Annotated in this window: 23 protein-coding genes; 11 read left to right on the top strand and 12 right to left on the bottom strand. The window is 63.7% G+C overall.

Annotated elements, in window-relative coordinates; translation table 11 throughout:
• Positions 1-141 precede the first annotated feature (141 nt).
• The 4 genes from secA to RBA41_RS09880 all read left to right on the top strand — a co-directional run bounded on the left by secA (position 142) and on the right by RBA41_RS09880 (position 5,184).
• Positions 142-2,889 (top strand): preprotein translocase subunit SecA, encoded by a 2,748-nt coding sequence (gene secA / locus RBA41_RS09895; RefSeq protein WP_306623460.1) that lies wholly within the window; start codon positions 142-144, stop codon positions 2,887-2,889.
• Positions 2,890-2,990: 101 nt separating this feature from the next.
• Positions 2,991-3,998 carry an OmpA family protein gene (locus RBA41_RS09890; protein ID WP_306623457.1) on the top strand — a complete coding sequence of 336 codons (1,008 nt, stop codon included), beginning with the start codon at positions 2,991-2,993 and terminating at the stop codon, positions 3,996-3,998.
• Entirely contained in the window at positions 3,998-4,777 is a 780-nt protein-coding gene (locus RBA41_RS09885) for a hypothetical protein (protein WP_306623456.1), read from the top strand. Before RBA41_RS09890 ends, RBA41_RS09885 begins: the two co-directional genes overlap by 1 nt.
• Before the next feature lie 278 nt (positions 4,778-5,055).
• The gene (locus tag RBA41_RS09880) at positions 5,056-5,184 is read left to right on the top strand and encodes a hypothetical protein (RefSeq protein WP_306623454.1); all 129 of its coding nucleotides are present in this window, start codon (positions 5,056-5,058) and stop codon (positions 5,182-5,184) included.
• Positions 5,185-5,254: 70 nt separating this feature from the next.
• Here RBA41_RS09880 and RBA41_RS09875 read toward each other — a convergent pair whose 3' ends face one another.
• Both RBA41_RS09875 and RBA41_RS09870 read right to left on the bottom strand, forming a co-directional pair.
• Complete coding sequence (locus RBA41_RS09875) at positions 5,255-6,559, bottom strand: DUF945 family protein (RefSeq protein ID WP_306623452.1); 1,305 nt, start codon at positions 6,557-6,559, stop codon at positions 5,255-5,257.
• A gap of 107 nt (positions 6,560-6,666) precedes the next feature.
• Entirely contained in the window at positions 6,667-8,217 is a 1,551-nt protein-coding gene (locus tag RBA41_RS09870; protein WP_306623450.1) for a tetratricopeptide repeat protein, read from the bottom strand.
• Between the two features lie 224 nt (positions 8,218-8,441).
• On the opposite strand from RBA41_RS09870, the gene argJ reads away from it, so the two are divergent.
• From argJ to RBA41_RS09850, 4 genes are read left to right on the top strand one after another with little or no spacing between them, the layout of a single operon-like run.
• Positions 8,442-9,680 (top strand): bifunctional glutamate N-acetyltransferase/amino-acid acetyltransferase ArgJ, encoded by a 1,239-nt coding sequence (gene argJ, locus RBA41_RS09865; protein ID WP_306623449.1) that lies wholly within the window; start codon positions 8,442-8,444, stop codon positions 9,678-9,680.
• A gap of 8 nt (positions 9,681-9,688) precedes the next feature.
• Positions 9,689-10,567 (top strand): ATP-binding protein, encoded by an 879-nt coding sequence (locus tag RBA41_RS09860; RefSeq protein WP_306623448.1) that lies wholly within the window; start codon positions 9,689-9,691, stop codon positions 10,565-10,567.
• Positions 10,564-10,974, top strand: a complete 411-nt coding sequence (locus tag RBA41_RS09855; RefSeq protein WP_306623447.1) for an NUDIX domain-containing protein — start codon at positions 10,564-10,566, stop codon at positions 10,972-10,974. The genes RBA41_RS09860 and RBA41_RS09855 overlap by 4 nt, the downstream gene beginning before the upstream one ends.
• Positions 10,975-11,022: 48 nt before the next feature.
• Entirely contained in the window at positions 11,023-12,279 is a 1,257-nt protein-coding gene (locus RBA41_RS09850; protein WP_306623446.1) for a D-amino acid dehydrogenase, read from the top strand.
• A gap of 79 nt (positions 12,280-12,358) precedes the next feature.
• Here RBA41_RS09850 and RBA41_RS09845 read toward each other — a convergent pair whose 3' ends face one another.
• From RBA41_RS09845 to RBA41_RS09825, 5 genes are all read right to left on the bottom strand, one after another.
• Positions 12,359-13,504, bottom strand: a complete 1,146-nt coding sequence (locus RBA41_RS09845; RefSeq protein ID WP_306623445.1) for a sensor histidine kinase — start codon at positions 13,502-13,504, stop codon at positions 12,359-12,361.
• A gap of 101 nt (positions 13,505-13,605) precedes the next feature.
• Entirely contained in the window at positions 13,606-13,791 is a 186-nt protein-coding gene (yacG, locus tag RBA41_RS09840) for a DNA gyrase inhibitor YacG (RefSeq protein ID WP_099874466.1), read from the bottom strand.
• Between the two features lie 13 nt (positions 13,792-13,804).
• The gene (gene zapD / locus RBA41_RS09835; protein ID WP_099874467.1) at positions 13,805-14,560 is read right to left on the bottom strand and encodes a cell division protein ZapD; all 756 of its coding nucleotides are present in this window, start codon (positions 14,558-14,560) and stop codon (positions 13,805-13,807) included.
• A gap of 61 nt (positions 14,561-14,621) precedes the next feature.
• A complete protein-coding gene (coaE, locus tag RBA41_RS09830) occupies positions 14,622-15,278 on the bottom strand; it encodes a dephospho-CoA kinase (RefSeq protein WP_306623444.1) in 657 nt (218 codons plus the stop codon).
• Positions 15,279-16,172, bottom strand: a complete 894-nt coding sequence (locus RBA41_RS09825; protein WP_306623443.1) for a prepilin peptidase — start codon at positions 16,170-16,172, stop codon at positions 15,279-15,281.
• A gap of 186 nt (positions 16,173-16,358) precedes the next feature.
• Between RBA41_RS09825 and RBA41_RS09820 the strand changes: the two genes are divergently transcribed.
• Positions 16,359-17,462: an acyltransferase family protein gene (locus RBA41_RS09820; protein ID WP_306623442.1), complete on the top strand. Its 1,104-nt coding sequence runs from the start codon at positions 16,359-16,361 to the stop codon at positions 17,460-17,462.
• A 110-nt stretch (positions 17,463-17,572) separates the two neighbouring features.
• Here RBA41_RS09820 and RBA41_RS09815 read toward each other — a convergent pair whose 3' ends face one another.
• The 5 genes from RBA41_RS09815 to uraH form a co-directional block, all read right to left on the bottom strand.
• Positions 17,573-18,799: a type II secretion system F family protein gene (locus RBA41_RS09815; RefSeq protein WP_306623441.1), complete on the bottom strand. Its 1,227-nt coding sequence runs from the start codon at positions 18,797-18,799 to the stop codon at positions 17,573-17,575.
• Between the two features lie 11 nt (positions 18,800-18,810).
• A complete protein-coding gene (pilB, locus tag RBA41_RS09810; protein WP_306623440.1) occupies positions 18,811-20,538 on the bottom strand; it encodes a type IV-A pilus assembly ATPase PilB in 1,728 nt (575 codons plus the stop codon).
• 211 nt (positions 20,539-20,749) lie between these two features.
• Positions 20,750-22,030 (bottom strand): HlyC/CorC family transporter, encoded by a 1,281-nt coding sequence (locus tag RBA41_RS09805; protein ID WP_306623439.1) that lies wholly within the window; start codon positions 22,028-22,030, stop codon positions 20,750-20,752.
• Positions 22,031-22,219: 189 nt separating this feature from the next.
• On the bottom strand, positions 22,220-22,780 hold the full coding sequence (locus RBA41_RS09800) for an ATP-dependent Clp protease proteolytic subunit (protein WP_306623438.1): 561 nt from the start codon (positions 22,778-22,780) through the stop codon (positions 22,220-22,222).
• A 67-nt stretch (positions 22,781-22,847) separates the two neighbouring features.
• Positions 22,848-23,201, bottom strand: a complete 354-nt coding sequence (uraH, locus tag RBA41_RS09795) for a hydroxyisourate hydrolase (protein ID WP_306623437.1) — start codon at positions 23,199-23,201, stop codon at positions 22,848-22,850.
• Between the two features lie 121 nt (positions 23,202-23,322).
• Here uraH and puuE point away from each other — a divergent pair, with 121 nt between their 5' ends.
• Both puuE and xdhA read left to right on the top strand, forming a co-directional pair.
• Complete coding sequence (gene puuE / locus RBA41_RS09790; protein WP_306623435.1) at positions 23,323-24,255, top strand: allantoinase PuuE; 933 nt, start codon at positions 23,323-23,325, stop codon at positions 24,253-24,255.
• 92 nt (positions 24,256-24,347) lie between these two features.
• Positions 24,348-25,817, top strand: coding sequence for a xanthine dehydrogenase small subunit (gene xdhA / locus RBA41_RS09785; protein WP_306623434.1), 1,470 nt, complete (start codon positions 24,348-24,350; stop codon positions 25,815-25,817).
• Positions 25,818-25,823: the final 6 nt, after the last annotated feature.

The raw sequence follows: 25,823 nt of genomic DNA, 5'->3' as shown, positions 1-25,823 counted from the left end.
TTGAGTTCCGGGCCAATATCCCCAAGTGTGGCGAGATCGCATGATAAAATCACAGTCTTTTTGCCATAGTCGGCCGTTGGGTGATATGTTTTTGCTATCATTACGGCTTCTTTTTGCGGCGTCTTTTTCAAGAATTCAAGCATGTCATTACTGACCCAGATTTTCGGTAGCCGCAACCAGCGGCTGCTTAAGCAATATCAAAAAACCGTGCGCGAGATTAACGCGCTCGAGCCACAGATCGAAAAGCTGTCGGACGCTGAACTTCAAGCGAAGACGCCGCAGTTCAAGGAGCGCGTCGCCAAAGGCGAAACGCTCGACCAGCTGCTGCCGGAAGCGTTTGCGGTCTGCCGCGAGGCGGCCAGGCGGGTGCTCAAGATGCGCCATTTCGATGTCCAGATGATCGGCGGCATGGTGCTCCACTACGGCAAAATCGCCGAAATGGGCACCGGCGAGGGCAAGACGCTGATGGCGACTTTGCCGACCTATCTGAACGCGCTGTCCGGCAAGGGCGTGCACGTCATCACGGTCAACGATTACCTGGCCCAGCGCGATGCCGAGTGGATGGGACGCCTGTACAGCTGGCTCGGCCTGACGACCGGCATCAACCTGTCGCAGATGGACCACAGCGTCAAGCAATCGGCTTACGCGTCGGATATCACCTACGGCACCAACAACGAATTCGGTTTCGACTACCTGCGCGACAACATGGTGTTCGAGGCGGGCGAGCGGGTCCAGCGCGGCCTCAATTTCGCCGTGGTCGATGAAGTCGACTCGATCCTGATCGATGAAGCGCGTACGCCGCTGATCATTTCGGGCCAGGCTGAAAACCATACCGAGCTGTATCACCAGATCAATTCGCTGCCGGCCAAGCTGACCTTGCAGGTCGGCGAAGAAACCCCGGACGGCAAGGGCGTGATCTCGGTCCCGGGCGACTATACCAAGGACGAGAAGGCGCACTCGGTGCTGCTGACCGAACGCGGTCACGAGAACGCCGAGGCGATGCTGACCCAAATGGGCTTGCTGCCGGAAGGCGCCTCGCTCTACGACGCCGCCCACATCACCCTGATTCACCACCTGTACGCGGCCCTGCGCGCGCACGCGCTGTACCACAAGGACCAGCATTACGTGGTGCAGAACGATGAAGTGGTGATCGTCGATGAATTCACCGGCCGCCTGATGACCGGGCGCCGCTGGTCCGACGGCCTGCACCAGGCAGTCGAAGCGAAGGAAGGCGTGCGTATCCAGAACGAGAACCAGACCCTGGCCTCGATCACGTTCCAGAACTACTTCCGCATGTACACCAAGCTGTCCGGCATGACCGGCACGGCCGATACCGAAGCGTACGAATTCCAGGAAATCTACGGCCTCGAGACCGTGGTCATTCCGCCCAACCGTCCGTCGCAGCGCAAGGACCGCCAGGACCAGGTGTACAAGTCTTCGGACGAAAAATACAACGCCATGCTGATCGATATCCGCGATTGCTACGAGCGCGGCCAGCCGGTCCTGGTGGGTACCACCTCGATCGAAAACTCCGAGATGCTCTCGGCGATCCTCGACAAGGCCAAGCTGGCGCACAACGTCCTCAATGCGAAGCAGCATGCGCGCGAGGCTGAAATCATCGCCCAGGCAGGCCGTCCGAAGATGATCACCATCGCCACCAACATGGCCGGCCGTGGTACCGACATCGTTTTGGGCGGTAACGTCGAAAAGCAGATCCAGATCATCGAAGCCAATGCGGCCTTATCAAGCGACGACAAGGCCGCCCAGGCCGAAAAGCTGCGCAGCGAGTGGAAGTCGCTCAACGAGCACGTGGTGACCGCCGGCGGCCTGCACATCATCGGCACCGAACGCCACGAATCGCGCCGCGTCGACAACCAGCTGCGTGGCCGTTCCGGCCGCCAGGGCGATCCGGGTTCGTCGCGCTTCTACCTCTCGCTCGACGACGCGCTGCTGCGCATCTTCGCGGGCGACCGCGTGCGCGCCATCATGGACCGCCTGAAAATGCCGGAAGGCGAACCGATTGAAGCGGGCATCGTCTCGCGCTCGATCGAGTCGGCCCAGCGCAAGGTCGAGGCGCGCAACTTCGACATTCGCAAGCAGCTGCTCGAGTACGACGACGTGTCCAACGACCAGCGCAAGGTGATCTACACCCAGCGTAACGAACTGCTCGAGACGACCGACATCAGTGAACTGATCGCATCGCTGCGCGCCGGCGTGTTCACCGACGTGGTGCATGCGTACGTGCCGGAAGAATCGGTCGAAGAGCAATGGGACATCGCCGGCCTGGAAGCGACCCTGGCCAGCGAATGGCAGCTCAGCGTGCCGCTGGCGCAGATGCTGGCGACCGATACCAGCATGACCGACGACGACATCCTGGCGCGCGTGCTGGCCGCGGCCGACGCTTCGTACGAGAGCAAGATCGCCATCGTCGGCAAGGAATCGTTCGGCGGCTTCGAGCGCAACGTCATGCTGCAAAGCGTGGACAGCCACTGGCGCGAACACCTGGCGGCGCTGGACCACCTGCGCCAGGGTATCCACCTGCGCGGCTATGCGCAGAAGAACCCGAAGCAGGAGTACAAGCGCGAAGCGTTCGAGCTGTTCGGATCGATGCTGGACATGATCAAGAACGAAGTGATCCGCATGGTGATGACGGTGCGCATCCAGTCGCGCGAAGAAATCGACGCCGAAGCGGCGATGCACCAGTCGCACGTGGAAAACGTCAGCTACCAGCACGCGGACTTCAACCCCGACGCGGCGCCGGAAGATTTGCTGGCGCCGCTCGGCAATCCGGGCGAAGACGAGATGCCCGGACCGAAGGTCGGCCGCAACGATCCATGCCCTTGCGGCAGCGGCAAGAAGTTCAAGGCATGCCACGGCAAGCTCGCATAAAGCGCCCGGCATGACCAAAAGGGGAGGCAGAACGTGATGTTCGGCCTCCCTTTTTTTACGCCCACATCAGATTACATTCCTATCCAATCAAGGAGCCTCTCATGACCTCTCCGGTTCACCGCAGCGCCCTGGCGGCGTGCGCGCTCGCACTCGTCATTTCTTCGCCGCTGGCGCACGCGGGAAAATACGATGCCGACCGCCCCGGCAGCGCCGATCATCCGCTGGTGTCGCGCTATGCCGGCTCCACCTTGTACCTGCATGGCGAAGAAAACTACGCCGGTGCGCGCACGCTCGTTGCCGGTAAAAACGGCCCGGTCGAGAAAACGGTCGAAGGCAAGATCTCGAACCGGATCTATTTCGGACCGAAGGGACGCGGGTCGCTCGAGATCTTCCGCAATTACCAGGCCGCGCTGCGCAGCGCCGGCTTCGACACCCTGTACGAATGCGAGGCGGCGCAGTGCGAGAAAGACCGCACCCAGTCGAAGATCGTGCGCTGGGCCCAGGGCGCGCAGTGGGTCGACAATGGCAATAGCGATGCCTATGTGATCCGCCTGTTCGAATACAAGCCGGGCTTCCACTACATCCACGCGCGCAAGGATGCGCCGGCGGGCCCGGTGGAGGTGCAGATTGCGCTGCGCACGGGCGAGGAGAGCGACGCCAACGTCCAGGGCCGCGCCCAGCAATTCATGCAGGTGATCGAGTCGGCCAGGGTAGAACAGGGCAATGTGACGGTCGACGCCAGCGCCATCGGCTCGGCCCTCAAGAAGGATGGCCGCATCGCCTTGTACGGCATTCTGTTCGATACCAGCAAGGCGGTGATCAAGCCGGAATCGAAGGACACGCTGGAACAAATGGCCAAGTCGCTCAAGAACGACCCGGGCGTGAACGTGTTCATCGTCGGGCACACCGATAACCAGGGCGCGGTCGATGCCAACCTTGCGCTGTCGCGCAAGCGCGCGCAGGCGGTGGTGGACGCATTAAGTGGGCAGTATGGGATTGCGGCGGCGCGCTTGCAGCCGCACGGCGTGGCCAACCTGGCGCCGGCGGCAAACAATGCCGGCGACGATGGGCGCGCGCGTAACCGCCGCGTTGAAATGGTGGTGCGTTGATGCGCATCCCATTGACGCTGCTGGGCGCCCTGCTGGCCGGGGGCGCGGTCGCCGCCGCTCCGGCGATCGAGCAGATCCTGCCGCCGGCCGGCTTGTACCGGCTCGATTCGGCATCCACCAGCAGCATTCCGGCGCCGGCGCCGGCCAACCGGGTCGACACCAGGGTCAATGGCGCGAACGGCGACATCGTGCGGCGCGAACGCGTCGCCGGGGCCGACTCGGGCGAGAAGCTGTATGAAGGCAAGGGGCCGGTTACGCATTGCATCCGGCCGCGCCGCATCTCGGACGCGCTGTATTCGTCGGCGCTGGCGCTGGCGTCCTGCCCGGACCAGTCCAGCCAGGTCGGCGCGGATGGGGTGGTGGTGCATACGGCGAACTGTCCGGCGGCGGTGGTCACGCTGACCATCCGCCGCATCGACAAGGTCACGTGGGAATACGATACCGTCAGCGCCACCCGCGCCGGCGATCCCGCGGCGGACCTGGCATGGATGCGTCCCGTGCTTGAACGCGAAGCGGCCGAAGGCAAGACGCCCGAGGCGCGCGCCAGGGCGGCGCAGCAGTTGCTTGACTTGCCACGCCTGCAGCGCGAACTGGCGGAAAAGCAGGTGGCGGTCAATGTGCAGTACGCAAAAGCCCTGCGCGAGGCGAAGACGCCCGCGCAAGCGGCAGCGGTGCGCGCAACGATGGCGCAATCGGGCAAATCGGTGGCTACCGAGGCGCGCCAGCGGGTGCGCTGGACCCGTATCGGCAGCAACTGTGCCGCCGGCGCAGGCAAGTGAGGCGGACGGCCGGCGTCGTGCCGGCGCCACGCTCGTGTCATTGCTGATAGGTAAGATTGGTTTTAGTTGATGACACACAACAATAGCAAGCGCGCTTCCTGCAATGGTTAGGTTTCATTGCCAACCAGGAGGACGTTATGAAAGCCATTTTCGCCGCTGTCGCTGTTTCGGCATGCTTGCTGCTCGCGGTGCTGGGAGGAGTGCTCCCGTTGCGATCCGCACCAACCGACGCGGGTGCGGACGCTCGGCAGAGCGGCCTGCGGTGCCCGGCTAACAGCATGTTGGAAGGAAACCGGTGCGCGTGCCCGGAAGCGACCAGCTGGACCGGGTCGGAATGCATGCAGGTGTGGTCCAGTTCCGGCCGCAAGGTGGCCGCCGTGGCGCCACCGCAGCCGGCGCAGCAGTAGCGTGCTGGCGCGCTGACGTAAAGAGATTGAGGCGGCCATCGGACGATGGCCGCCGCTTGATGCTTATTGCTTACTTGACGCGGCGCTTGGCCGGCTTTTTGGCGCCAGCCGCCGGCTTCTTGCTGTCCGTCGGCAGGGCGATCGCCTTGCCGTTGACGGTCAGCTTGCCCGCCTTGAATTCAACCATCGATACCAGCACGCCATCTTCCAGGCGCGCATAGCCGTCGGCGGTTGCCTTGTCCACTGCCATGTCGGCCAGGCTCTTGGCGGTCGAGTCCAGCAGCTCCGTCGATGGCGTTTCGCCCTTTTTGGTGGCCTGGGCCTGCGCCACATTGCGCGCGATCGCGGTGACCAGCGCCACCGGCACGCGCATTTCAAAGCGCCCGTCCAGCTTTTTCATCAGGGCCGCGGTCGAGTTGAAGTCCTTGTCGGCCATCTTGCCCAGGGCCAGGCGGCCCTTCATCAGCGCGCGGTGACCGCGGTAGCCGGCACTCATCTCGGTGATTTCGATCGCCGTGCCGCGTGCCGCCATGCCCTTGGCGAAGGCCTTGAGCTGCGGACCGATAGCGGCCAGGTCCGGCTCGGCGCCGGGCTTGGTCGTCCTTTGCATGGCTTTGCTCAACTGCTCCAAGGACATCATGTCGAGTTTGGTCATCCGGAACGACATGCGCATGTCGTCGATCTTTTCATCCATGACCGTGATCAGCCTGATGCCGAAGTCGCTCCCGACGTCGTAATCCTTGCCGTTCTCGGACACCTCGGAGGTGACCGACAGGCCTTCCATTTTCATGACCACCGGCTTGTCCTTGCCGGTTACGTCGATCGACTTGACGTCCGCCCGCGCCGTGCCGAGCCATACATCGTCGCTGTTGCGGCGCTGGCTGGTTTGCATGGTCATGTCGTTGACGATGACGTCGGCGCTTTTCGCGTTGACCGTGAGGCTTGGCCAGGTGCCGGTGCCCGTCATGGTGCGGCCGGCCTCGTCGGTCACCACGTTCATCTTGAGCGCGTCCCACGACCAGTTCTGCTCGTTCAAATCGGCGTAGCTGTGCGCCGGAAGCGCAATATCGAAGCCGACCATGCCAGCCGCCGCCGGCGCGCGCGTCACGCTGTACGGCCGTGCCGAGCCAAAGACCGTTTTCAGTTTCGCGGCGGTCGGCGCGGAGAACTCGAACACCGCCAGCTTGTCGAAAATGGGAATCGGATTGCCCTTGGCCCAATAGAAATTGCGTTCAAGTTCGTCCGCTGCCGCCGCAACGGCCTCGGCCATGTTCGATTCGATCCTGGCCACGGGCGCCTTGGCGGTGTCGGGACGTTGCGCGGCGAAGGCGGGGAAGGAGGTCAGCAGGGCTGTGCAGAGGAGAAGTTTTTTCACTGGGTTCATTGGTAAATAGTTAATGTTTAACATTATCAAGCAAATGACTTTACTTGTCATCAAGCATTTTTACGGTTGTGATTAAGCAACAAGCCAATTGCCCGGCCTCAGTCCGCGGGGAAAGTCGGGGTCTCGAAGCCGTATTCCAGGAACTTGCGTTGCATTTCCGCGACATTGGCGCGCTGGCTTGCGTTCAGTCCGGCCCACGCTCCCGGCAGTACCTTGCGCAGGTAGCGCGCCCCCTTGTCGAAATCCTCGCGCGCCTCATCCTTGCGCCCCAGCGCTTCGAGCGCCTGGCCGCGCATCCAGTACGCATCCGTATAGTCGGCTTGGGCGGGCAGACCGGCGGTGATGGCGCTGACGGTTTCCTCGTAGCGTTTCAGCGTGAAGAAGGCGCGCGCGAGCTTGTATTGCACCGGCATGCTGACCCAGCCCATGGCACGGTCCAGCTCCTCGGCCTTGTGCAGCGTTTCCAGTTCTTCCCTGTATTCCTTGCGGCCGCGCTGGGCCGCGGCGTGCTGCATCGTCTCGGTGAGCAGGCGCCGCAGCCGCACCTTGCGCGCGGCCGCCTGCTTGCTGTCGAACTGCGGATCGGCCAGCGTGCTGGTGGCGCAGCGGGCATGGGTCGCCGCGCCATTCTCGCCCCACGCGCGCAGGTCGATCTGCTGGCCGAGGCGCGCGAGCACGGGCGCCATGGCGCCGACATCGTTGGCCAGGCAGGCGAAATAGGCGTACGCGTTCAGGTTCCACGGGTCCGGATACTGCGCGACCAGGGCCTCGAAGCTGGCGCGCATGGTCGGCCAGTCGGCCTGGCTGACCTCGAAGATTTTTCCCTTGTAGGCCGATTGGTCCATGTACCAGTACAGGCGCGCATACATGGCGCCCTGTTCCTTGCCGCCGACATTGTTCAGGTCTTGCGCGAGCTGCTCGACCGCGTCCGGCGCGCCGCCCCAGTGGGCCATCGAGTATCCGGCGGCCGTGAAATACGCTTCGTGGTAGTTGGGATGGCGCGCCATCGCCGCGCCAATCTTCTTCTGGTAGCGCTCTTGCGTGAACTGGCTCGTCAATGGCAACACCTTGAGCATGGCGCGATGCCATTCCGGGTCATCGGCTTTGGCGGCCAGCGCCTGCGTTTCTTCCAGCACCCGCATGGCCGCCGCCGAACCCTGGCTCAGATCGCGCCGCTGCTTTTCCGTGAGCGTGTCGTAGTAACCCGAACCGCGGTTCGCTTCGGCGCGCTTGATCAGCATATAGGCCTCGAACAGCCGCGCCGGCACCGACTTGGGATATTGTTTCTGCCACGCCTTGGCCTGACCCTGCACCGTGTCCCAATAAGCCGCATCGGTGCTCCACTGGCCGAATCCGCGCAGCTGGTTGTAGAACTGCGCCTGTTTCCAGATGCCGCTGGGGGTGCGCTGGCCGGACCCCCGGATCTTCTGATACAGCGCTTCGAGGCCCTTGTAATCGCGCGCCTGCAGATAGCGCAGCGTTTCGCTGGCCAGCGCTTCGCGCGCATGCATGTCGGCGCTGCCTTGCACTGCCGTGGCGGCTGGCGGCTGCGGTGCGGCTTGGCTGAGCGAAGGCGCGGCGAGGCAGGCCAGCAGGATGGCAAGGCGGGCCGGCCGGCGCGCGCGTGAAAACAGGGTCGGAAGAATCAAGGCAGTCCTTTGGATCGATGATGTTCGGGCGGCGCCCGGCGGCGTGGCGCCGGCGCTGACGGTGATGCCAGATGGATATTGTTACACATCAGCACAGCGGCGCCCCGGTATCGCGTTCCGGCCGCCCCGCCACCGGCCGCACGCTGCGCCGTGGCAGTTGCATCCCGCATATCGTTTCAAGCGTTACAATAGCGCCTTCCCACTTCACTGCTAGAGAATCCGCCATGGCCGTTAATTCCCCTCTCCCCGTCGCCGCCGACCTGAAGCCCGTCAACGGGATCGAGATCGGTTTTGCCGAAGCCGGCATCAAGAAGCCGAACCGCAAGGATATCCTGGTGATGAAGCTGGCCGACACGGCCACCGTGGCCGGCGTGTTCACCACCAACCGCTTCTGCGCCGCGCCGGTGCAGGTCAGCAAAGCCAACCTGGCGGCCGTGGCCGCGGGCGGCGCGCCGATCCGCGCGCTGGTGGTCAACACCGGCAACGCCAACGCGGGCACCGGCGAGACGGGCCTGGACAGCGCCAACGCCACCTGCGCCGCGCTGGCGCGCCTGCTCGACTGCGAGCCGCACCAGATCCTGCCGTTTTCGACCGGCGTGATTCTCGAACCGCTGCCGGTTGCCAAAGTCGTCGGCGCGCTGCCGGCCGCCATCGCCAACCTGAAGGCCGACAACTGGTTCAGCGCCGCCGAGGCGATCATGACCACCGACACCCAGCCGAAGGCGGCGTCGCGCACGGTCGACATCTGCGGCCACAGCGTCACCATGACCGGCATCAGCAAGGGCGCCGGCATGATCCGGCCGAACATGGCGACCATGCTGGGCTACCTGGCGATCGACGCCAAGGTTTCGCAAGACGTGCTCGATGAACTGGTCAAGCATGCGGCCGACCATTCGTTCAACTGCATCACCATCGACGGCGACACCTCGACCAACGATTCGTTCATGCTGATCGCCACCGGCACCGGCAGCCTGGCCATTGCCAACACCGATTCGACCGAATACGCCGAACTGAAAACCGCCGTGACCGACATCGCCCGTTCGCTGGCGCAGATGATCATCCGCGACGGCGAAGGCGCCACCAAGTTCATCACCGTCACGGTGGAAGAGGGCGGCAACATGGAAGAGTGCCGCAAGATCGCCTACTCGATCGCCCACTCGCCGCTGGTGAAAACCGCGTTCTTCGCGTCCGATCCGAACCTGGGCCGCATCCTGTGCGCGATCGGCTATGCCGGCGTGGACGACCTGGACGTGACCAAGCTCGATCTGTATCTCGACGACGTGCTGGTGGCGAAAAGCGGCGGGCGCAATCCCGCCTACCAGGAAGCCGACGGCCAGCGCGTGATGCAAAAGAGCGAAATCACGGTGCGCGTGCGCCTCGGGCGCGGCGCCCACAGCGCCACCGTCTGGACCTGCGACCTGTCGCACGAGTACGTGACCATCAACGCCGACTACCGTTCCTGAGCCGCGCCTTGACCACGCCACTCGAACAGTTCCTGCTGCGCGCCGAAGCGCTGCTGCAGCGGGTCGAGGCGGTGCTGCCGCCCGCGTATCCGCGCGAGCCGGACTGGCGCCTCTCGACCGCATTCCGCTGGCGCAAGCGCGCCGGCAGCGGCGTGAGCTACCTGCAGCCGGTGCTGCATGCCTCAGGCATCGCGCTGTCGGACCTGCACAACGTGGCGCCGCAAAAGCTGCAGATCGAGCGCAACACGCGCCAGTTCGTGCAGGGACGCCCGGCCAACAACGTGCTGCTGACCGGCGCGCGCGGCACCGGCAAGTCCTCGCTGATCAAGGCTTGCCTGAACCAGTTCGCCGCCGATGGCCTGCGCCTGATCGAAGTCGACAAGGCCGACCTGGCCGAACTGCCCGACATCGTCGACCTGGTGGCCGGGCGTCCGGAGCGCTTCATCATCTTTTGCGACGACCTCTCGTTCGAGGAAGGCGAGGGCGGCTACAAGGCGCTCAAGGTGGCGCTCGACGGCTCCATCGCGGCCCAGTCGGACAATGTGCTGATCTACGCCACCTCGAACCGGCGCCACCTGCTGCCCGAGCGCATGAGCGACAACGCCAGCTACAGGCATGACGGCGACGGCGACCTGCATCCGGGCGAAACGGTGGAAGAGAAGATATCGCTGTCCGAGCGCTTCGGCCTGTGGCTGTCGTTCTATCCGTTCAAGCAGGACGACTACCTCGGCATCGCCGCGCACTGGCTGGCCAGCTACGGCTGCAGCGCGCAGCAGATCGAGCAAAGCCGCCCGGAGGCCCTGCAATGGGCCCTGCAGCGCGGTTCGCGTTCGGGCCGGGTGGCGTGGCAGTTCGCCAGGGATTACGCTGGAAAGCTGCCTCAATGAGCGATAAGACTGGAAAGAAGCCGATCGATGTCGCGGTCGGCATTTTAATGAAACCCAATGGCGACGTGCTGCTTGGCCAGCGTCCCGCCGGCAAACCGTACGACGGCTATTGGGAATTCCCGGGTGGGAAAGTAGAAACCGGCGAAGCCATACTCGACGCGCTCAAACGCGAATTCGTCGAGGAGCTTGGCGTTCATATCCTGAGCGCGAGCCAATGGTGCGGGGTGGAGCACGTGTACGAACACGCGCATGTACGCCTGCACTTCTTTATCAGCCGCGAATGGCGCGGCGAGCCGCAAAGCCTGGAAGGCCAGGCCTTTGCGTGGCAGGGCGTGGTCGGCGTGTCGCCGCTGCTGCCGGCCACCATTCCGCTGCTCGAATGGCTCGACCAGCTGCGCTATCCGTAGCGACGTTCTTTTTCCGCCCTTACGCAATAACGCACCGCAAGGAAGTCCGTGAAAATTATCGTCTTGGGCAGTGGCGTGGTGGGTACCACGTCGGCCTATTTTCTGGCCAAAGCCGGGCATGAAGTGACCGTCATCGAGCGCCAGGGCGGCGCCGCGCTGGAAACGAGTTTCGCCAACGCAGGCGAAGTCTCGTCGGGCATGGCCGCGCCGTGGGCGGCGCCGGGCATTCCGATGAAGGCGCTGCGCTGGCTGGCCATGAAACACAGCCCGCTGGTGATCCGTCCCTCGTTCGATCCGCGCATGTGGCGCTGGCTGTTCCAGATGCTGGGCAACTGCAATCCGGCCAGCTATGCCGTCAACAAGAGCCGCATGGTGCGCCTGGCCGAGTACAGCCGCGATTCCCTGATCGCGCTGCGCAAGGAAACCGGCATCGCCTACGACCACCGCAGCAAGGGCACCTTGCAGGTATTTCGCAATCCGCGCCAGCTCGATGAAGCACTGGAAGACATCGCGGTGCTCAAGCGCTATGGCGTGCCGTACGCGCTGCTCGATCCCGCCGGCTGCGAAGCGGTTGAGCCGGCGCTGGCGCGGGTGCGCGGCAAGATCGTCGGCGGCCTGCACCTGCCCGGCGACGAGACCGGCGACTGCTTCAAGTTCACCCAGGCGCTGGCGCAGATGGCGGCCGGCGCGGGCGTCGTTTTCCGCAATAACGTGGAGATCCGGCGCCTCGTGACCGACGGCGGCGCGGTCAGCGCCGTCGACACCTCGCAAGGGGAGCTCAGGGCCGATGCCTTCGTGATGGCGATGGGGAGCTATTCGCCGCTGATGCTGGCGCCCCTGGGGATCAGGATACCGGTGTATCCGGTCAAGGGATATTCGATCACGCTGCCGATCGTCGATGCGGCCAGCGCGCCCGAGTCGACCATCATGGAAGAGACGTACAAGGTCGGCATCACGCGCCTGGGCGATCGCATCCGGGTTGGCGGCACCGCCGAAATCGCCGGTTACGACCTGCGCCTGCATGCCGCGCGCCGCGCCACGCTGGTGCACGCGGTAAGCGAGTTGTTTCCGGGCGGGGGCGATGTGGACAAGGCCACCTTCTGGTGCGGCTTGCGGCCGATGACGCCGGACGGCACGCCGGTGATCGGGCCGACACCGTATCGCAACCTGTTTCTCAATACCGGGCATGGGACGCTGGGGTGGACCATGTCGTGCGGTTCGGCGCGGGTGCTGGCCGATATGGTGTCGGGCCGCGCGCCGGACATCGATACCGAAGGCTTGCTGATGACGCGCTACGGGCGCTGACGACGCTGACTTTGAAACCGGGGCCGTGGCAATTGCCAGCGCCGCATTTGCGCCACCATCGTCGCCCCGGCGCGGAGAATCAGCCCTCGGCGCTTTTCGGCGCGCGCGGCAAGTGCGCCGTAAAGGTCGTGCCGCACTCCGCGCTGGACGTCACCGTCAGGGTGCCGCCATGCGCCGCGGCGATCTCGCGCGCGACGAACAAACCCAGTCCCAGGCTGGTGCGCGGCCGTTCCTCGGCTTCACCGTCGCCCGGCAGCTGGATCAGCGGACTGAAAATGCTTTCGAGCGACGCTGGCGGAATCACCGGGCCGTCATTCGTCACGGCCACCGTCACCGCATCCGGATGGGCGCGCGCCTCGATGCGCACGGCGGTGCCGCGCGTGCCGTACTGGGCGGCGTTGACCATCAGGTTGGTCAGCAGCTGGTGCAGGCGCACGGCGTCGTACTGGCCGCTGAGCGCTTCATCGGCATCCATCTCGAACCGGGTGGCCGGATGGGTGGCGTGGGCGTCGGCCAGCGCCGCGCGGCACACATCGCCCAGGTTGACCTCGCGCAGCTGGGTCGGCATGCCGCCGCCGAGCTGGGTGCGGGTGTATCCGATCAGGTCGTCCACCATGCTGCTCATCAGGCGCGCACCGCGCTTGACCCGGGCGCCGATCTCGCCAGCCTGGGTGGCATCGACCTGCGTGCGGGTGAGCAGGTCGCCCGCCATCGACATGCTCGACAGCGGCGCGCGCAGGTCGTGTCCGAGGATGGCCAAAAACAGCTCGCGCATATGGTCGGCGCGCGCCGAATAGGTCACCACCGATTCGGCCAGGGCCTGGTCGATGGCTTCGTTAAAACGCACCATTTCGTCGGCGGCGTCGGACGTCATGCGGCTCACCTGCGGCAGCCACAGGCGCAGCACGGTGGCGCGCAGGGCGCGAAATTCCGCACTGAGCTGGAGCAGGGAAAAATTGCTGGCCTGGCGCAGCGCGCCGTGGATCGAGGCCGCGCTTTCGCCCTCGACGGTGTCGGGTGCGAGGCCCTGCGACTTGGCGATCTGCTGTTCCGGATTCTGGAACGTTTCGATGTCGAGCGCGATGGCCTGCAGGATCTGGCGCGCGTGGTCGCGCAGCGCCAGATCGGTCATCTGGCTCGCGGCCGGCAGCAGGGTCTGGGCGAATGCCTGCCACTCAGTCAGGATTTCTTCCATGCGCTCATTGATGAAACGGTCGAGTCTCATCGCACTGCCCTTGGCATTGACATCTGGTTGCATCCTTTGCATGATGAGCGGTCAGTCATTGTAAGCTGTTTGCGCCGCTCCGGCAAAAGATGGACGCAGCGCTACTGGGGCAGGTTGTCGTCGTCGAGCAGGGGATCGGAAGGGGCGGCGCCGGGAATGGTGTATTTTTCTTCGGCCCAGGCGCCCAGGTCGATCTGTTTGCAGCGTTCCGAACAAAACGGGCGGAACTTGTTCGCCTCGATCCATTCGACTTTCTTGGCGCAGGTGGGGCAGGTAACGACGGTCATGGCAACATGGGATCTAAAAATTACAGAGCGTGAGCTCGAACGGGACATCTTCTTCCAGCGGCTTGGGCTTCAAGTCCCCGCCCTGCGTGGTAAAGCGTACCCACAACATGTATTTGTTGGCGGAAATCTCGGGAATCGCCCCCATCGCTTCATCCATGGTCAGGCGCAGCATCTGGTAGACCTTGCCTTGCAGCATTTGCTGGTAGCTGCCGGCGATGGCGATCATCTTGACCGGGCCGCCCGAATCGCGCAGCAGGCGCAGCACCAGGGCCAGGGCGTCGAACAGGGGCGCCAGCGGGGCGAACCAGTTGACGATATCGTTGAAGCGCTGCTCGGCCGGGCGCTTTTGCCAGGCGTAGTAGGACGGCAGGTCGAATTCGCAGGCGCCGCCGGGAATGATGGTACGGCCGCGGATGCTCATCAGCCATTCATTGTCGCGCACGTTCTGGCCGGTCTTGCCCTGGGCCGCGACCAGCGCGCTGCTGACCGTTTCGACTTCAAGCAGGACGGCGTCGAGCATGTCGGCGGCGACGTTTGGATTGGACCGGTAACTCAGCAAGCTTTGCTTCTGGCGTTCGAGTTCCTGCAGCAGGTCGGACTTGAGATCGGCGCGGCCGGCCACTTCGAGCATGTCGAAGATGGTGGCCAGGGCGACGTGATGCTGCATTGCATGTTCCTGGTGCACAAAGAACTTGAACTTCTCATACAGGTCTTCCAGCCGCAACAACGTGCGTATGCGCTCGTTGAAAGGGTATTCGTAGACGATCAAAATGACATCCCTTTACATGGCAGGAGAAGAATCCCGTGATTCTGAACCAAGCGAAGCAAAATTACAAACGCTGCACCGGGAATAGTGCCATTCTCTCGGAAAATGCCATATATTTAGCATGCATTAGAGCAATTTGACGGTCCAGCGCCTCCAGGCCGCCATCGTTGGTGATCACATCGTCGGCCGCTGCCAGCCGCTCGGCGCGGCTGGCCTGGTTGGCCATGATGGCGCGCACCTGGGCTTCGCTCATGGCGTTGCGGCGCATCACGCGCGCAATTTGCAGTTCTTCAGGGCAATCGATGACCAGCACGCGCGCCACCCGCTCGCGCCAGCCGCCGGACTCGATCAGCAGCGGCACCACGTAGATCAGGTAGGCGCCGCTGGCCACAGCGGCGGCGGCAGCGGTGGCGGCGCGGATGCGCGGGTGCAGGATCGCTTCCAGGCGCGCCTTGGCGGCCGGGTCGGAGAACACCAGTTCGCGCATGCGCACGCGCTCGAGCGCGCCGTCGGCGGTGACGAACTCCGGGCCGAACTCGTGCAGGATGGCCTCCATGGCGGCACCGCCGGGAACGGTCAGCGCATGGGCGATGAGGTCGGTATCGATGATGCTCGCGCCCAGCGCGGCAAAGCGGTCCGAAACGGCCGTCTTGCCGCAGCCGATGCCGCCGGTCAGGCCGACGCTGAACTTGCCGGCATCAGGGATGGGCGTGCTGTTCACTCAGCTCGCCAACTGCTTGAGGATGATCTCGGTCATGACGCCGATCGGTTTGCCCCACACCATCACGATGAAGCCGGCCGCGGCCAGGTAAGGGCCGAAGGGAATCTTGACATTGCGCGCGCGCCCGCCGAACACGATCAGGCAGATGCCGACCACCGAGCCGACCGCCGACGAAATCAGGATGACGCTCGGCAGCACGGTCCAGCCCATCCAGGCGCCCAGCCCGGCCAGCAGCTTGAAGTCGCCATGGCCCATGCCGACTTGCCCGCGCACCTTCTCGTACAGCGTGGCCACCGACCACAGCGACAGGTAGCCGACCGCCGCGCCGATGACGGCGTCCTGCAGCGGCACGAAGCTGGCGTTGACATTCATCAGCAGGCCGATCCACAGCAGCGGATAGGTCAGTTCGTCGGGCAGCAGCTGGGTATCGGCGTCGATGAAGGTCATCGACAGCAGCAGGTAGCCGAACACCAGGGTGGCCAGACCCGCATAGCCGCTGCCGAAGGTCCATATCAGCAGGGCCGACATCAGCCCGGTCACCAGTTCGATGATCGGATAGCGCGGCGAAATCTTGGCCTTGCAGCCTTTGCACTTGCCGCCCAAGACCAGATAGCTGATGACGGGGATGTTTTCCAGCGCGCCGATCTTGTGGCCGCAGTGCGGGCAGGCCGAGCGCGGCGCCCACAGGCTGAATTTGTCGGTGTGCACCTTGCGGGTGCCGCAGCCGCAGCCGTACTCGCCGGCCAGGTAGTCGTTGTATTCGCGATCCATGATCTTGGGAAGGCGGTAGATGACGACATTCAGAAAGCTGCCGATCAGCAGGCCGAACAGGCCGGCGGCGAGGGCCGGGCCCAGGGAGCCGGGGGCGGCGAACAAGAGTGTTTCCGGTAGCATGATGCTCCACGTTAAGAATTGATCAAAGCAGTTCTGTACAACAAGGTATTTTAGGGCGTTTCGCGCACTTTGGGGGAGGCCGATCGACGCTTGGCCCGGCGCAAGGCCGATGTTGTGGCATTTGGACCGCCGAAGGCGTGAGCGCGCCAAACTGGACGCCTGACCGTTCGATGCGCCAAGGTTGCGATGATTGCTAAGGAGAACTACTTTTATCTGCTCGACGGTATTCGGGGCGTGGCGGCGCTGGTGGTGATGGTGCGCCACACCGGATATTTCTGGGGCAGCTGGACCATTCCGCAAAGCTATCTGGCGGTCGATCTCTTCTTCGTCCTGAGCGGCGTGGTGGTGGCGAATGCCTATGAGTCGCGCTTGCACGGCGGCATGTCGGTGGGCCGCTTCGCCATGGCCAGGCTGATCCGCATGTATCCGCTGTATTTCCTGGGCAGCGCCGTCGGCCTGCTTCCCGTCATTGCCGCCATGCTGGGGCTGGTGCCGTCATCGATCACGGCTCCCCTGCCGCTGGTGCTGCTGGCGGCCGGGCTGATGCTGCCCCTGGTATCCGAACCGAACCTGTTTCCGCTCAATTCGCCGTCCTGGTCGCTGTTCTTCGAGCTGGCCGCCAACCTGGCGTACGCGGCCTTGCTGCGCCATCTGAACGGCATGCTGCCCGCCGCGCTCATGCTGGCCTGCGCATGCGGCCTGGCGCTGGCCTTGCAGGCCGATCCGGGCGCCGGCCTGCACGGGGGCTTTTCCCCCGAGACCATGGCGGTCGGCCTGTACCGGGTGGGGTATGGATTTTTTGCCGGCGTCGTGCTGTTGCGCCAATTCAGGCGCGCCACGCGCGCACCGGTGGCGGGCGGCGGCCTGCGCGCAGGGCTGTGCGGCGCGCTGTTGCTGGCCTTGCTGCTGGCACGGCCGTCGCCGGCCCTGCGTCCCTGGTTCGACTTCATGGCCGTGACCATGGCCTTTCCGGTGCTCGTTTACGTGGCGATGGGCTGCCGCATGACGGGCCGCGCGGCGCGCGCCTGCGCGCTGCTGGGCGCCATCTCGTATCCGCTGTATGTCCTGCATGTGCCGCTGGGCAGGCTGGTCAACGGCGTGCTGGGCAAGCTGCCCATGGCGCCGTTGCCGGTGCCGTGGGCCGGGCTGGCGTTCGTCGCCGTGCTGCTGCCGCTGTGCTGGCTGCTCGACCGGCGCGGGCCGCGAACAACCGCCGTAGCGGGAGGGGCGCGCAGCACCCATGATGTTCGATCGTACGGCATCCGGCGCGGCGCGAACCGCGCCATGTAAAAGGCAGCAGGTTTGCGCGGCAATCCGTGCAAAACTGCTGCCAATGAGATGCGAAGCACTGCAATGGTTCCAAGATGCCGCGAGGCATCTTGAAAACCCGCAGGTGTGTCTTACACCACCGCGCCCAGTTTGAAGATCGGCAGGTACATGGCGACGACCAGGCCGCCGATGATCACGCCCAAAATCACCATGATCAGCGGTTCCATCAGCGACGCCAGGGTGGCGACGGCCTCGTCGACTTCATCTTCGAAGAAGCCGGCGACCTTGCCCAGCATCGAATCGAGCGCGCCCGATTCTTCGCCGATGGCGACCATCTGGGTCACGATCGGCGGGAACACATTGGCGTTCTGCATGGCGGCGGTCAGGCTGGTACCGGTGCTCACCTCGTTCTGGATGCGCTTGGTCGCTTCCAGGTACAGGGCATTGCCGGCCGCGCCGCCGACCGAGTCGAGCGCTTCGACCAGCGGCACGCCGGCCGCGAACATGGTGGCCAGGGTCCGGGTCCAGCGCGCAATGGCCGCCTTGCGGATCACGCTGCCGAAAATCGGCGCCTTGAGCAGGGCCAGGTCCATGAAGCGCTGCATCTTGGCCGAACGCTGCCAGGTCTGGAAGAAGAAATACAGGCCGGCAAACAGGCCGCCGAAAATCGCCCACCAGTACGAGACGAAGAAGTCGGAAATGTCCATCACGATCACGGTCGGCGTCGGCAGGTTGGCGCCGAAGCTGGAAAACACCGATTTGAACGCCGGTACCACCCAGATCATGATCACGGCGGTGACGATGAAGGCGATGCCCAGGATCGACACCGGATACATCAGCGCCGACTTGATCTTGGCCTTGATGGCCAGGGTTTTTTCCTTGTAGATCGCCAGACGGGTGAGCAAGTCTTCCAGAATACCGGCCTGTTCGCCGGCGCCGACCAGATTACAGAACAGCGGGTCGAAGTAGAGCGGGTACTTGCGGAAAGCATTGTTCAGGCTGGTACCGGTTTCGATGTCCGAGCGCAGCTCGAGAATCAGCTTGGCCATCGAGGGATTCGAGTGGCCCTTGCTGACGATGTCGAACGATTGCAGCAGCGGCACGCCGGCCTTCATCATCGTGGCCAGCTGGCGCGTGAACAGGGAAATATCCTTGTCCGTGATCTTCTTGCCGCTGCGATAAGTCTTTTTCTTTACCTTGGTCACCATGACACCCTGGCGCCGCAAGGTCACATTGACCACGGCTTCGCCGCCGGCGCGCAGTTCGCCGCGCACGGTCTTGCCGGTCTTGTCCTTGCCTTCCCAGGCGTAGACCGACTCCTTGACGGCGGCGGCGGTTTTAGATTGAGCGAGTGCCATACTGTATTTTCCTATTCGTTGGTGCAGCCAAGAACTTCTTCAAGGCTGGTCAAGCCTTGCTTTACTTTCATCAGGCCGGAACGGCGCAGGGATTTGACGCCTTCCAGCTCTGATTGCGCGGCAATTTCCATCGAATTGCCGTGCGCCAGAATGATTTTTTCGATCGCCGAGGTGATCGGCATGATCTGGTAGATGCCGACCCGGCCCTTGTAACCGCCGCCCAGGCAACGGTCGCAGCCGACCGGACCGTAAGGCTTCCAGCCGCCTTCCAGTTCCTCTTCCCGAAAGCCCGCCGCGAGCATGATTTCGCGGCTGGTTTCAACCGGTTTCTTGCAGGTGCACAAGCGCCGCGCCAGGCGCTGCGCCGTGATCATGATCACCGACGAGGCGATGTTAAACGGCGCCACGCCCATGTTCATCAGGCGCGTCAGGGTCGACGGCGCATCGTTGGTGTGCAGGGTCGAGAACACCATGTGGCCGGTCTGGGCGGCCTTGATGGCGATGTCGGCCGTTTCCAGGTCGCGAATCTCGCCGACCATGATGATGTCCGGATCCTGGCGCAGGAAGGACTTGAGCGCGACCGGAAAGGTCAGGCCGGAGCGTTCGTTGATGTTGACCTGGTTCACGCCCGGCAAGTTAATCTCGGCCGGGTCTTCCGCCGTCGAAATGTTAATGCCCGGCTTGTTGATCACGTTCAGGCAGGTGTACAGCGACACCGTCTTGCCGGAACCGGTCGGGCCGGTCACCAGCACCATGCCGTACGGGCGCTGGATGGCTTCGAGCAGCAATTCCTTCTGGTCCGGATCGTAGCCGAGCGCATCGATGCCCATCTGGGCCTGCGTGGCGTCCAGAATCCGCATGACGGTCTTTTCGCCGAACAGGGTGGGGCAGGTGCTGACCCGGAAGTCGATCGCCTTGGTGGGCGAGAGGATCAGGCGCATGCGGCCATCCTGCGGCACGCGCTTTTCGGAAATGTCGAGCTTGGAGAGCACCTTGATGCGCGAGACCAGCTTGTCGCGGATCGTGATCGGCGGCTGGGCATGTTCTTTCAGCATGCCATCGACGCGCAGGCGGATGCGGTAGAATTTTTCGAACGGTTCGAAGTGGATATCGGACGCGCCGAGGTTGATCGCGTCCATCAGGATCTTGTTGAGGAACTTGACGATCGGCGCATCTTCGATATCGGCGGCTGCGGCCTGGTCGACCACCGTCGGCGCATCGTCCTCGCCGAACTGGATGTCTTCCTGGTCGCCGACCATGTCGTTCAGATTCTGTTCGGCGTTGCGGCCCAGGCTGGCCAGCAGGGTCAGCAGGGCGTCGTGCAGCACGATCACCGGCTCGACCGACGCTTCGCTCTGGAACTTGATCTGGTCGAGCGCCTGGATATTGGTGGGGTCCGAAATGGCGACCGACATCTTGTTGCCGCGCTTGGCCAGGGCGATCACGCGCTGGGTCTGCATCAGCTTGCCGTCGATGGCGTTCGGCGGCAGGGCGTCGATATTAAAGCTTTGCAAATCCATCAGCGGGTAGCCGAAGGTTTCCGCGCAAAAGGCGGCCAGGGTGCGCGCATCGAAGGTACCCGTGAGCAGCAGGGTATCGATGAACGGACTCTTGTCGGTCAGCGACTTCTTGTGCAGCGTATCGGCTTGCTGCGCGCTGAGGCGGCCAGCCTGCATCAGGGCGCGGGCCAGGCCCGGCATGGGCGTTCCGGGGGTCGTGTTGGGGAGGACTGCAGCCATATGCGCGCTTGGTTTAAATAGTACGGAGAACGACAAAGCGCCGTCCAGTGGTGACTGTTGCGGCGAACTGCCTTGGATCATGCCTCCGAGCATCACATTTGTAAAGTGTTTGCTGCATGGGGGAGGCAACCATACCACGTAGCCAAAATGGAACGTTCAGTTGCTACTTGGAACTTCTATGGCTGAACTGAAATTGTTAGTGACAGTCTGATTAGTGCGCCGGCGGGCGAGTCAGCTTGACGACCTTGATTGCCTGGTCTTTGACCTGGATGACTTCGATCACAACATTGCCGATTTTCAGGCTGATCGGGGCGTCGGGAATCTCCTGCAATTGCTCCAGCATCAGGCCGTTGACGGTCTTGGGGCCGTCCAGCGGAAAGGCCAGGCCGAGCCGTTTATTGATCTCGCGCAAGGGCGCCGTGCCTTCGAGCAGGCATTCGCCGCGCGCATCCCAGCAAACGCTGTCGCCGCGCGCCGCGCCGGGCACCGAGGTGGTGAAATCGCCAATCATTTCCTCGATGATATCGTCGAGGGTGACCAGGCCTTGCACTTCACCATACTCGTCGACAATGATCCCCAGGCGCTCCTTGTTTTCCTGAAAATATTGTAACTGAGTAAAGACGCTCGTATCCTGGGGAATGAAATAGGGTGTTGTTAATAGTTCACGAAAATGAGCGATGCTCAGTTCGTCTTCCTCGTTGAGCAGGGCCACCGCGTGGCGCACGTGCAGGATGCCGATGATGCGGTTGATCTCGCCTTCATACACCGGCAGCTTGTTGTGGTAGCAAGTCGTCAGCTGGGCCTTGAGCTCGGCCACCGGCACGGCCAGGTTGAGGGCCTCGATCTGGGAACGCGGGGTCATGATGTCTTCGATCGAGACGGTTTCCAGGTCGAACAGGTTGAGCAGGATGCTTTTGTGCTTCTGCGGAATGAAATTGCCGCTTTCGAGCACGATGGCGCGCAATTCTTCCGGCGAGACGCGGTGCTGCGCCGCGCCGTCGACCGGCTTGACGCGCAGGATCGCCAAAAACAGGCGCACGAACAGGTTGACGAACCAGATCAGCGGCTTGGACACGGCCATCATCGGCCTGAGCAGGGTGCTGGCCACCAGCGAAATGGTTTCCGGATAGGTGGCGCCGATGAACTTGGGCGCGATTTCCGCGAACACGATCAGCACGAACACCAGGAGCGCGATGGCGATCGCGATGACGCTCTCTTCATAGCCGAACAGCAAAATCGCAATTGCGGTCGCCAGCACCGTCGCCATGGCGTTGACCAGGGTATTGGCGATCAGGATCAGCGAGAGCAGCTTGTCGGTGCGCTCGAGCAGCCACAGGGTGGTGATGGCGCCGCGGTGGCCGCGCTTGGCCAGGCTGCGCAGGCGGAATTTGTTGGCGGCCATGAGCGCCGTTTCCGCCATGGCGAAAAAGGCTGAACACAGAATCAGGAAGACAAGCGCGGCGACGAGCACCCAGGGCGACACGGTATCCAAGGGTCAGCGTACCGCGGTGGTGGAAAAACAGGGGAGCATGAAAAGCGGGCCAAGCCCAGAATGGTGCGCTCGCCGGAACGGCAACCGCAGAGCTGCTGATTTTAAGTCAAGCCCCGTCTCCATGCAAGTTTGACCATGATTTGTGTGTCACGTAGTGCGGCAACTTTTTACCGCCGCGCTATCTCCCCCTTAGCCGTTCCACCAGTGCGAGGTGGTGCCGGCGCCCGGCAGGCGCGCCTGCGTCGCCTTGTGGATGATGCCGGCCGTCACGGCCTGCTCGGCGTCGTAGATGCGCGCATTGCCGAACAGATTGGTGCGGATATCGTCCTGGGCGCCGGCCTCCCTGGTCGCTTCCTCGAAAATGCAGGCATAGCGTTCGGCGTCGAAGTCGAGGCAGTCGCGCCATTCGCTCACGCGCGAGTGGTCGGCCGCGACCAGGCTGCCGAAGCCCCAGTGCAGGGGATGGACCAGGAAACGCGTGCCGGGACAGGCGTAGCGCTTGCCGCCGGCGAGGAAAATCACCACGCCCACCGATTCGACGCTGCCGATATTGTGGGTCGTCAGCGGCAGGGGCAGCGACTTGAGGAAGAAATACAACGCGAAGCCGGCCGTCATGTTGCCGCCTTCGGTCGACATGTGCAGCTCGATCTCGCTGGCGCCGCTCTGCAGTGCCTGCAGGCAGAGGTTGCGGATGGTGCATACCGCGCTATGATTGATGGGGCCGATAAAGTGAACGATGTGCAGCGACATTATCTCTCCTGAAGCTTTCTGCCCAAGAATAGCAAGTTTTTGCCCGCTGCACGGTTTCCTTGGTATTTCAGCTACCGCGATACGTGGAATACGACCACGGCGTCACCACCAGCGGCACGTGATAATTCTGGGCCGGATCGGCAATCCCGAAGGCCAGTGTCACCTGGTCGATGAAGCGCGGCTCCGGCAGGTTCACGCCCTGGGCGGCGAAATAGTCGCCGGCGGCGAACACCAGCTCGTAGCGTCCGGCCCGCATGGCGTCGCCTTCGAGCAGGGGCGTATCGACGCGGCCGTCGCGGTTGGTGGTGACGGTCTTGATCAGGGTGCGCGCGCCCGAAGCGACGGCGTACAGTTCAACTACCACCCCGTCCCCGGGTTTGCCTTGCGTTGTGTCAAGCACGTGCGTACTAAGTTTTCCCATGGTTCTTCCTATATGACAATAATGACGCTTGTTATCTGGCAGATCATATACTGAGGTGTGAACACCAATATATGATGCGAACTATACCCTCCATGCATTACCTTCCATCCCGAGCTTGCCCATGACGACTTATGACAACTACCCACGCGACCTGACCGGCTACGGGCGCACGCCGCCCCATCCGCAATGGCCGGGCCAGGCGCGGGTGGCGCTGCAGTTCGTGCTCAACTATGAAGAGGGCGGCGAAAACAATGTGCTGCACGGCGACGCCGCCTCCGAAACTTTTTTGTCGGAAATTATCGGCGCGGCTGCGTTCCCCATGCGCCACATGAGCATGGAGTCGTTGTACGAATACGGCTCGCGCGCGGGCCTGTGGCGCCTGCTGCGCATGTTCGAACAGCGCAAGCTGCCCCTGACCGTGTTCGGCGTGGCGATGGCGCTCAAGCGCAATCCGGAGGCGGTGGCCGCGTTTCAGGAGCTGGGCCACGAAATCGCCTGCCATGGCCTGAAGTGGATTTCCTACCAAAACGTGGATGAAGCGACCGAGCGCGCCCACATGCTTGAGGCCGTGCAAATCATGCGCGAACTGACCGGCTCGGCCCCGCAGGGCTGGTACACCGGACGCGACTCGCCCAGCACGCGCCGCCTCGTGGTCGAGCACGGCGGCTTTGCCTACGATGCCGATCATTACGGCGACGACTTGCCGTTCTGGCAACACGTCGAGCACGCGGGCGGCGTGACCCCCCATCTGGTGGTGCCCTACACGCTCGACACCAACGACATGCGCTTCGCCGCCATGCAGGGCTTCAACTCCGGCACCCAGTTCTTCGATTATCTGAAAGATGCCTTCGACGTGCTGTACGCGGAAGGCGACCCGGATGGCCTGAACCAGCCGAAAATGCTCTCCATCGGCCTGCACTGCCGCATCGTGGGACGTCCGGCACGCGCGGCGGCGCTGGCGCGCTTTCTCGATTACGTGCAAAGTCACGACAAGGTATGGATCACCCGGCGCATCGATATCGCCGAGCACTGGAAGGCCGTGCACCCGGCATAGTGCTTTTTGCTGATAAGCGACATCTGCAAATAGATATAATTGCGGATGCCCCGGGTGTTAGCCTTGCAGACTGGGATAAAGCCGAGGCAACAATGTCAGAACCGATTCGTTTTTACTATCAGGGCGCCGTGCGTGTAGTGACGCAGGCCGCGCCGACGCAGACCATCCTCCAGCATTTGCGCGAGGACCTGCACTGCACCGGCACCAAGGAAGGCTGCGCCGAAGGCGACTGCGGCGCCTGCACGGTTGTCATCGGATCCCTGGGCGCGGACGGCCAGGTCGAGATGAAGGCCGTCAATTCCTGCATCCAGCTCACCCCCACGCTCGACGGCAAGGCCCTGTTCTCGGTCGAAGACCTGGAGCAGCCCAACGGCTTGCTGCACCCGGTGCAGCAGGCCATGGTCGAATGCCACGGCTCCCAGTGCGGCTTTTGCACGCCCGGTTTCGTCATGTCCCTGTGGGGCATGTACCTCAAGCAGGAAGGACGAACGCCCGCCCGCTGCCAGATCGACGACGCCCTCTCGGGCAATCTGTGCCGCTGCACCGGCTACCGGCCCATCATCGAGGCGGCCAAACGCATGGGCGAACTGCCCGCCGTGCACTTCGACCGCGCCGCGCTGGCGGCACAGCTGGCACCCCTGCAGCGCGGCGCCATGGCCACCTACAGCGCCGCCGGCGCGCACTTTCACGCCCCGCGCACGCTCGATGAACTGGTGCGCATCCGCGCCGGCAAGCCCGATGCCGTGCTGCTGGCCGGATCCACCGACATCGGCCTGTGGGTCACCAAGCAGATGCGCGAGCTGGGCGACATCATCTACCTCGGCCACGTCGACGCGCTCAAGCGGGTATCGCAGCAGGACGGCATGATCGACATCGGCGCCGGCGTGACGCTGGAAGAGGCCTACAAGGCGCTGGCCGCGCACTATCCGGCCGAACTGTCGGCCATGTGGCAGCGCTTCGCCTCGCTCCCGATCCGCAACGCCGGCACCCTGGGCGGCAACGTCGCCAACGGCTCGCCCATCGGCGACTCGATGCCGTGGCTGATCGCCCTCGGTGCGCGCGTCGTGCTGCGCGGCGCCGCCGGCGAACGCGAGATGGCGCTGGAAGACCTGTACCTCGGCTACCAGAAAAAGGACATGCAGGCGGGCGAATTCGTCCAGTCCGTGCGCGTGCCGCTGCCGCGCGCCGGCGTGCAGTTCCGCACCTACAAACTGGCCAAGCGCTTCGACCAGGACATCTCCGCCGTGTGCGCCGCCTTTGCGCTGCGCGTCGACGGCGATGTGGTGGCCGAGGCCCGCATCGCCTTCGGCGGCATGGCCGCCACCCCCAAGCGCGCCGCGCAGACCGAAGCCATGCTGGTGGGCCAGCCGTGGAGCGAAGCCACGGTGGATGCCGCCATGGCCATGCTGGCGCAGGATTACGCGCCGCTGTCGGACATGCGCGCGTCGAGCGAATACCGCATGAAGGCGGCGCAGAACCTGCTGCGCCGCTTCTGGTTCGAGACCCGTCAACACAACCCGCTGGCGGCCGATGCCGTCAACGCCTTTGCCGTGCGCGCGTAAGGAGAA

This window comes from Massilia scottii (assembly GCF_030846495.1).
In the GTDB taxonomy this organism is placed as follows: Bacteria; Pseudomonadota; Gammaproteobacteria; order Burkholderiales; family Burkholderiaceae_D; genus Telluria_A; species Telluria_A violaceinigra.
This window is presented reverse-complemented; position numbering and strand designations above follow the sequence as displayed.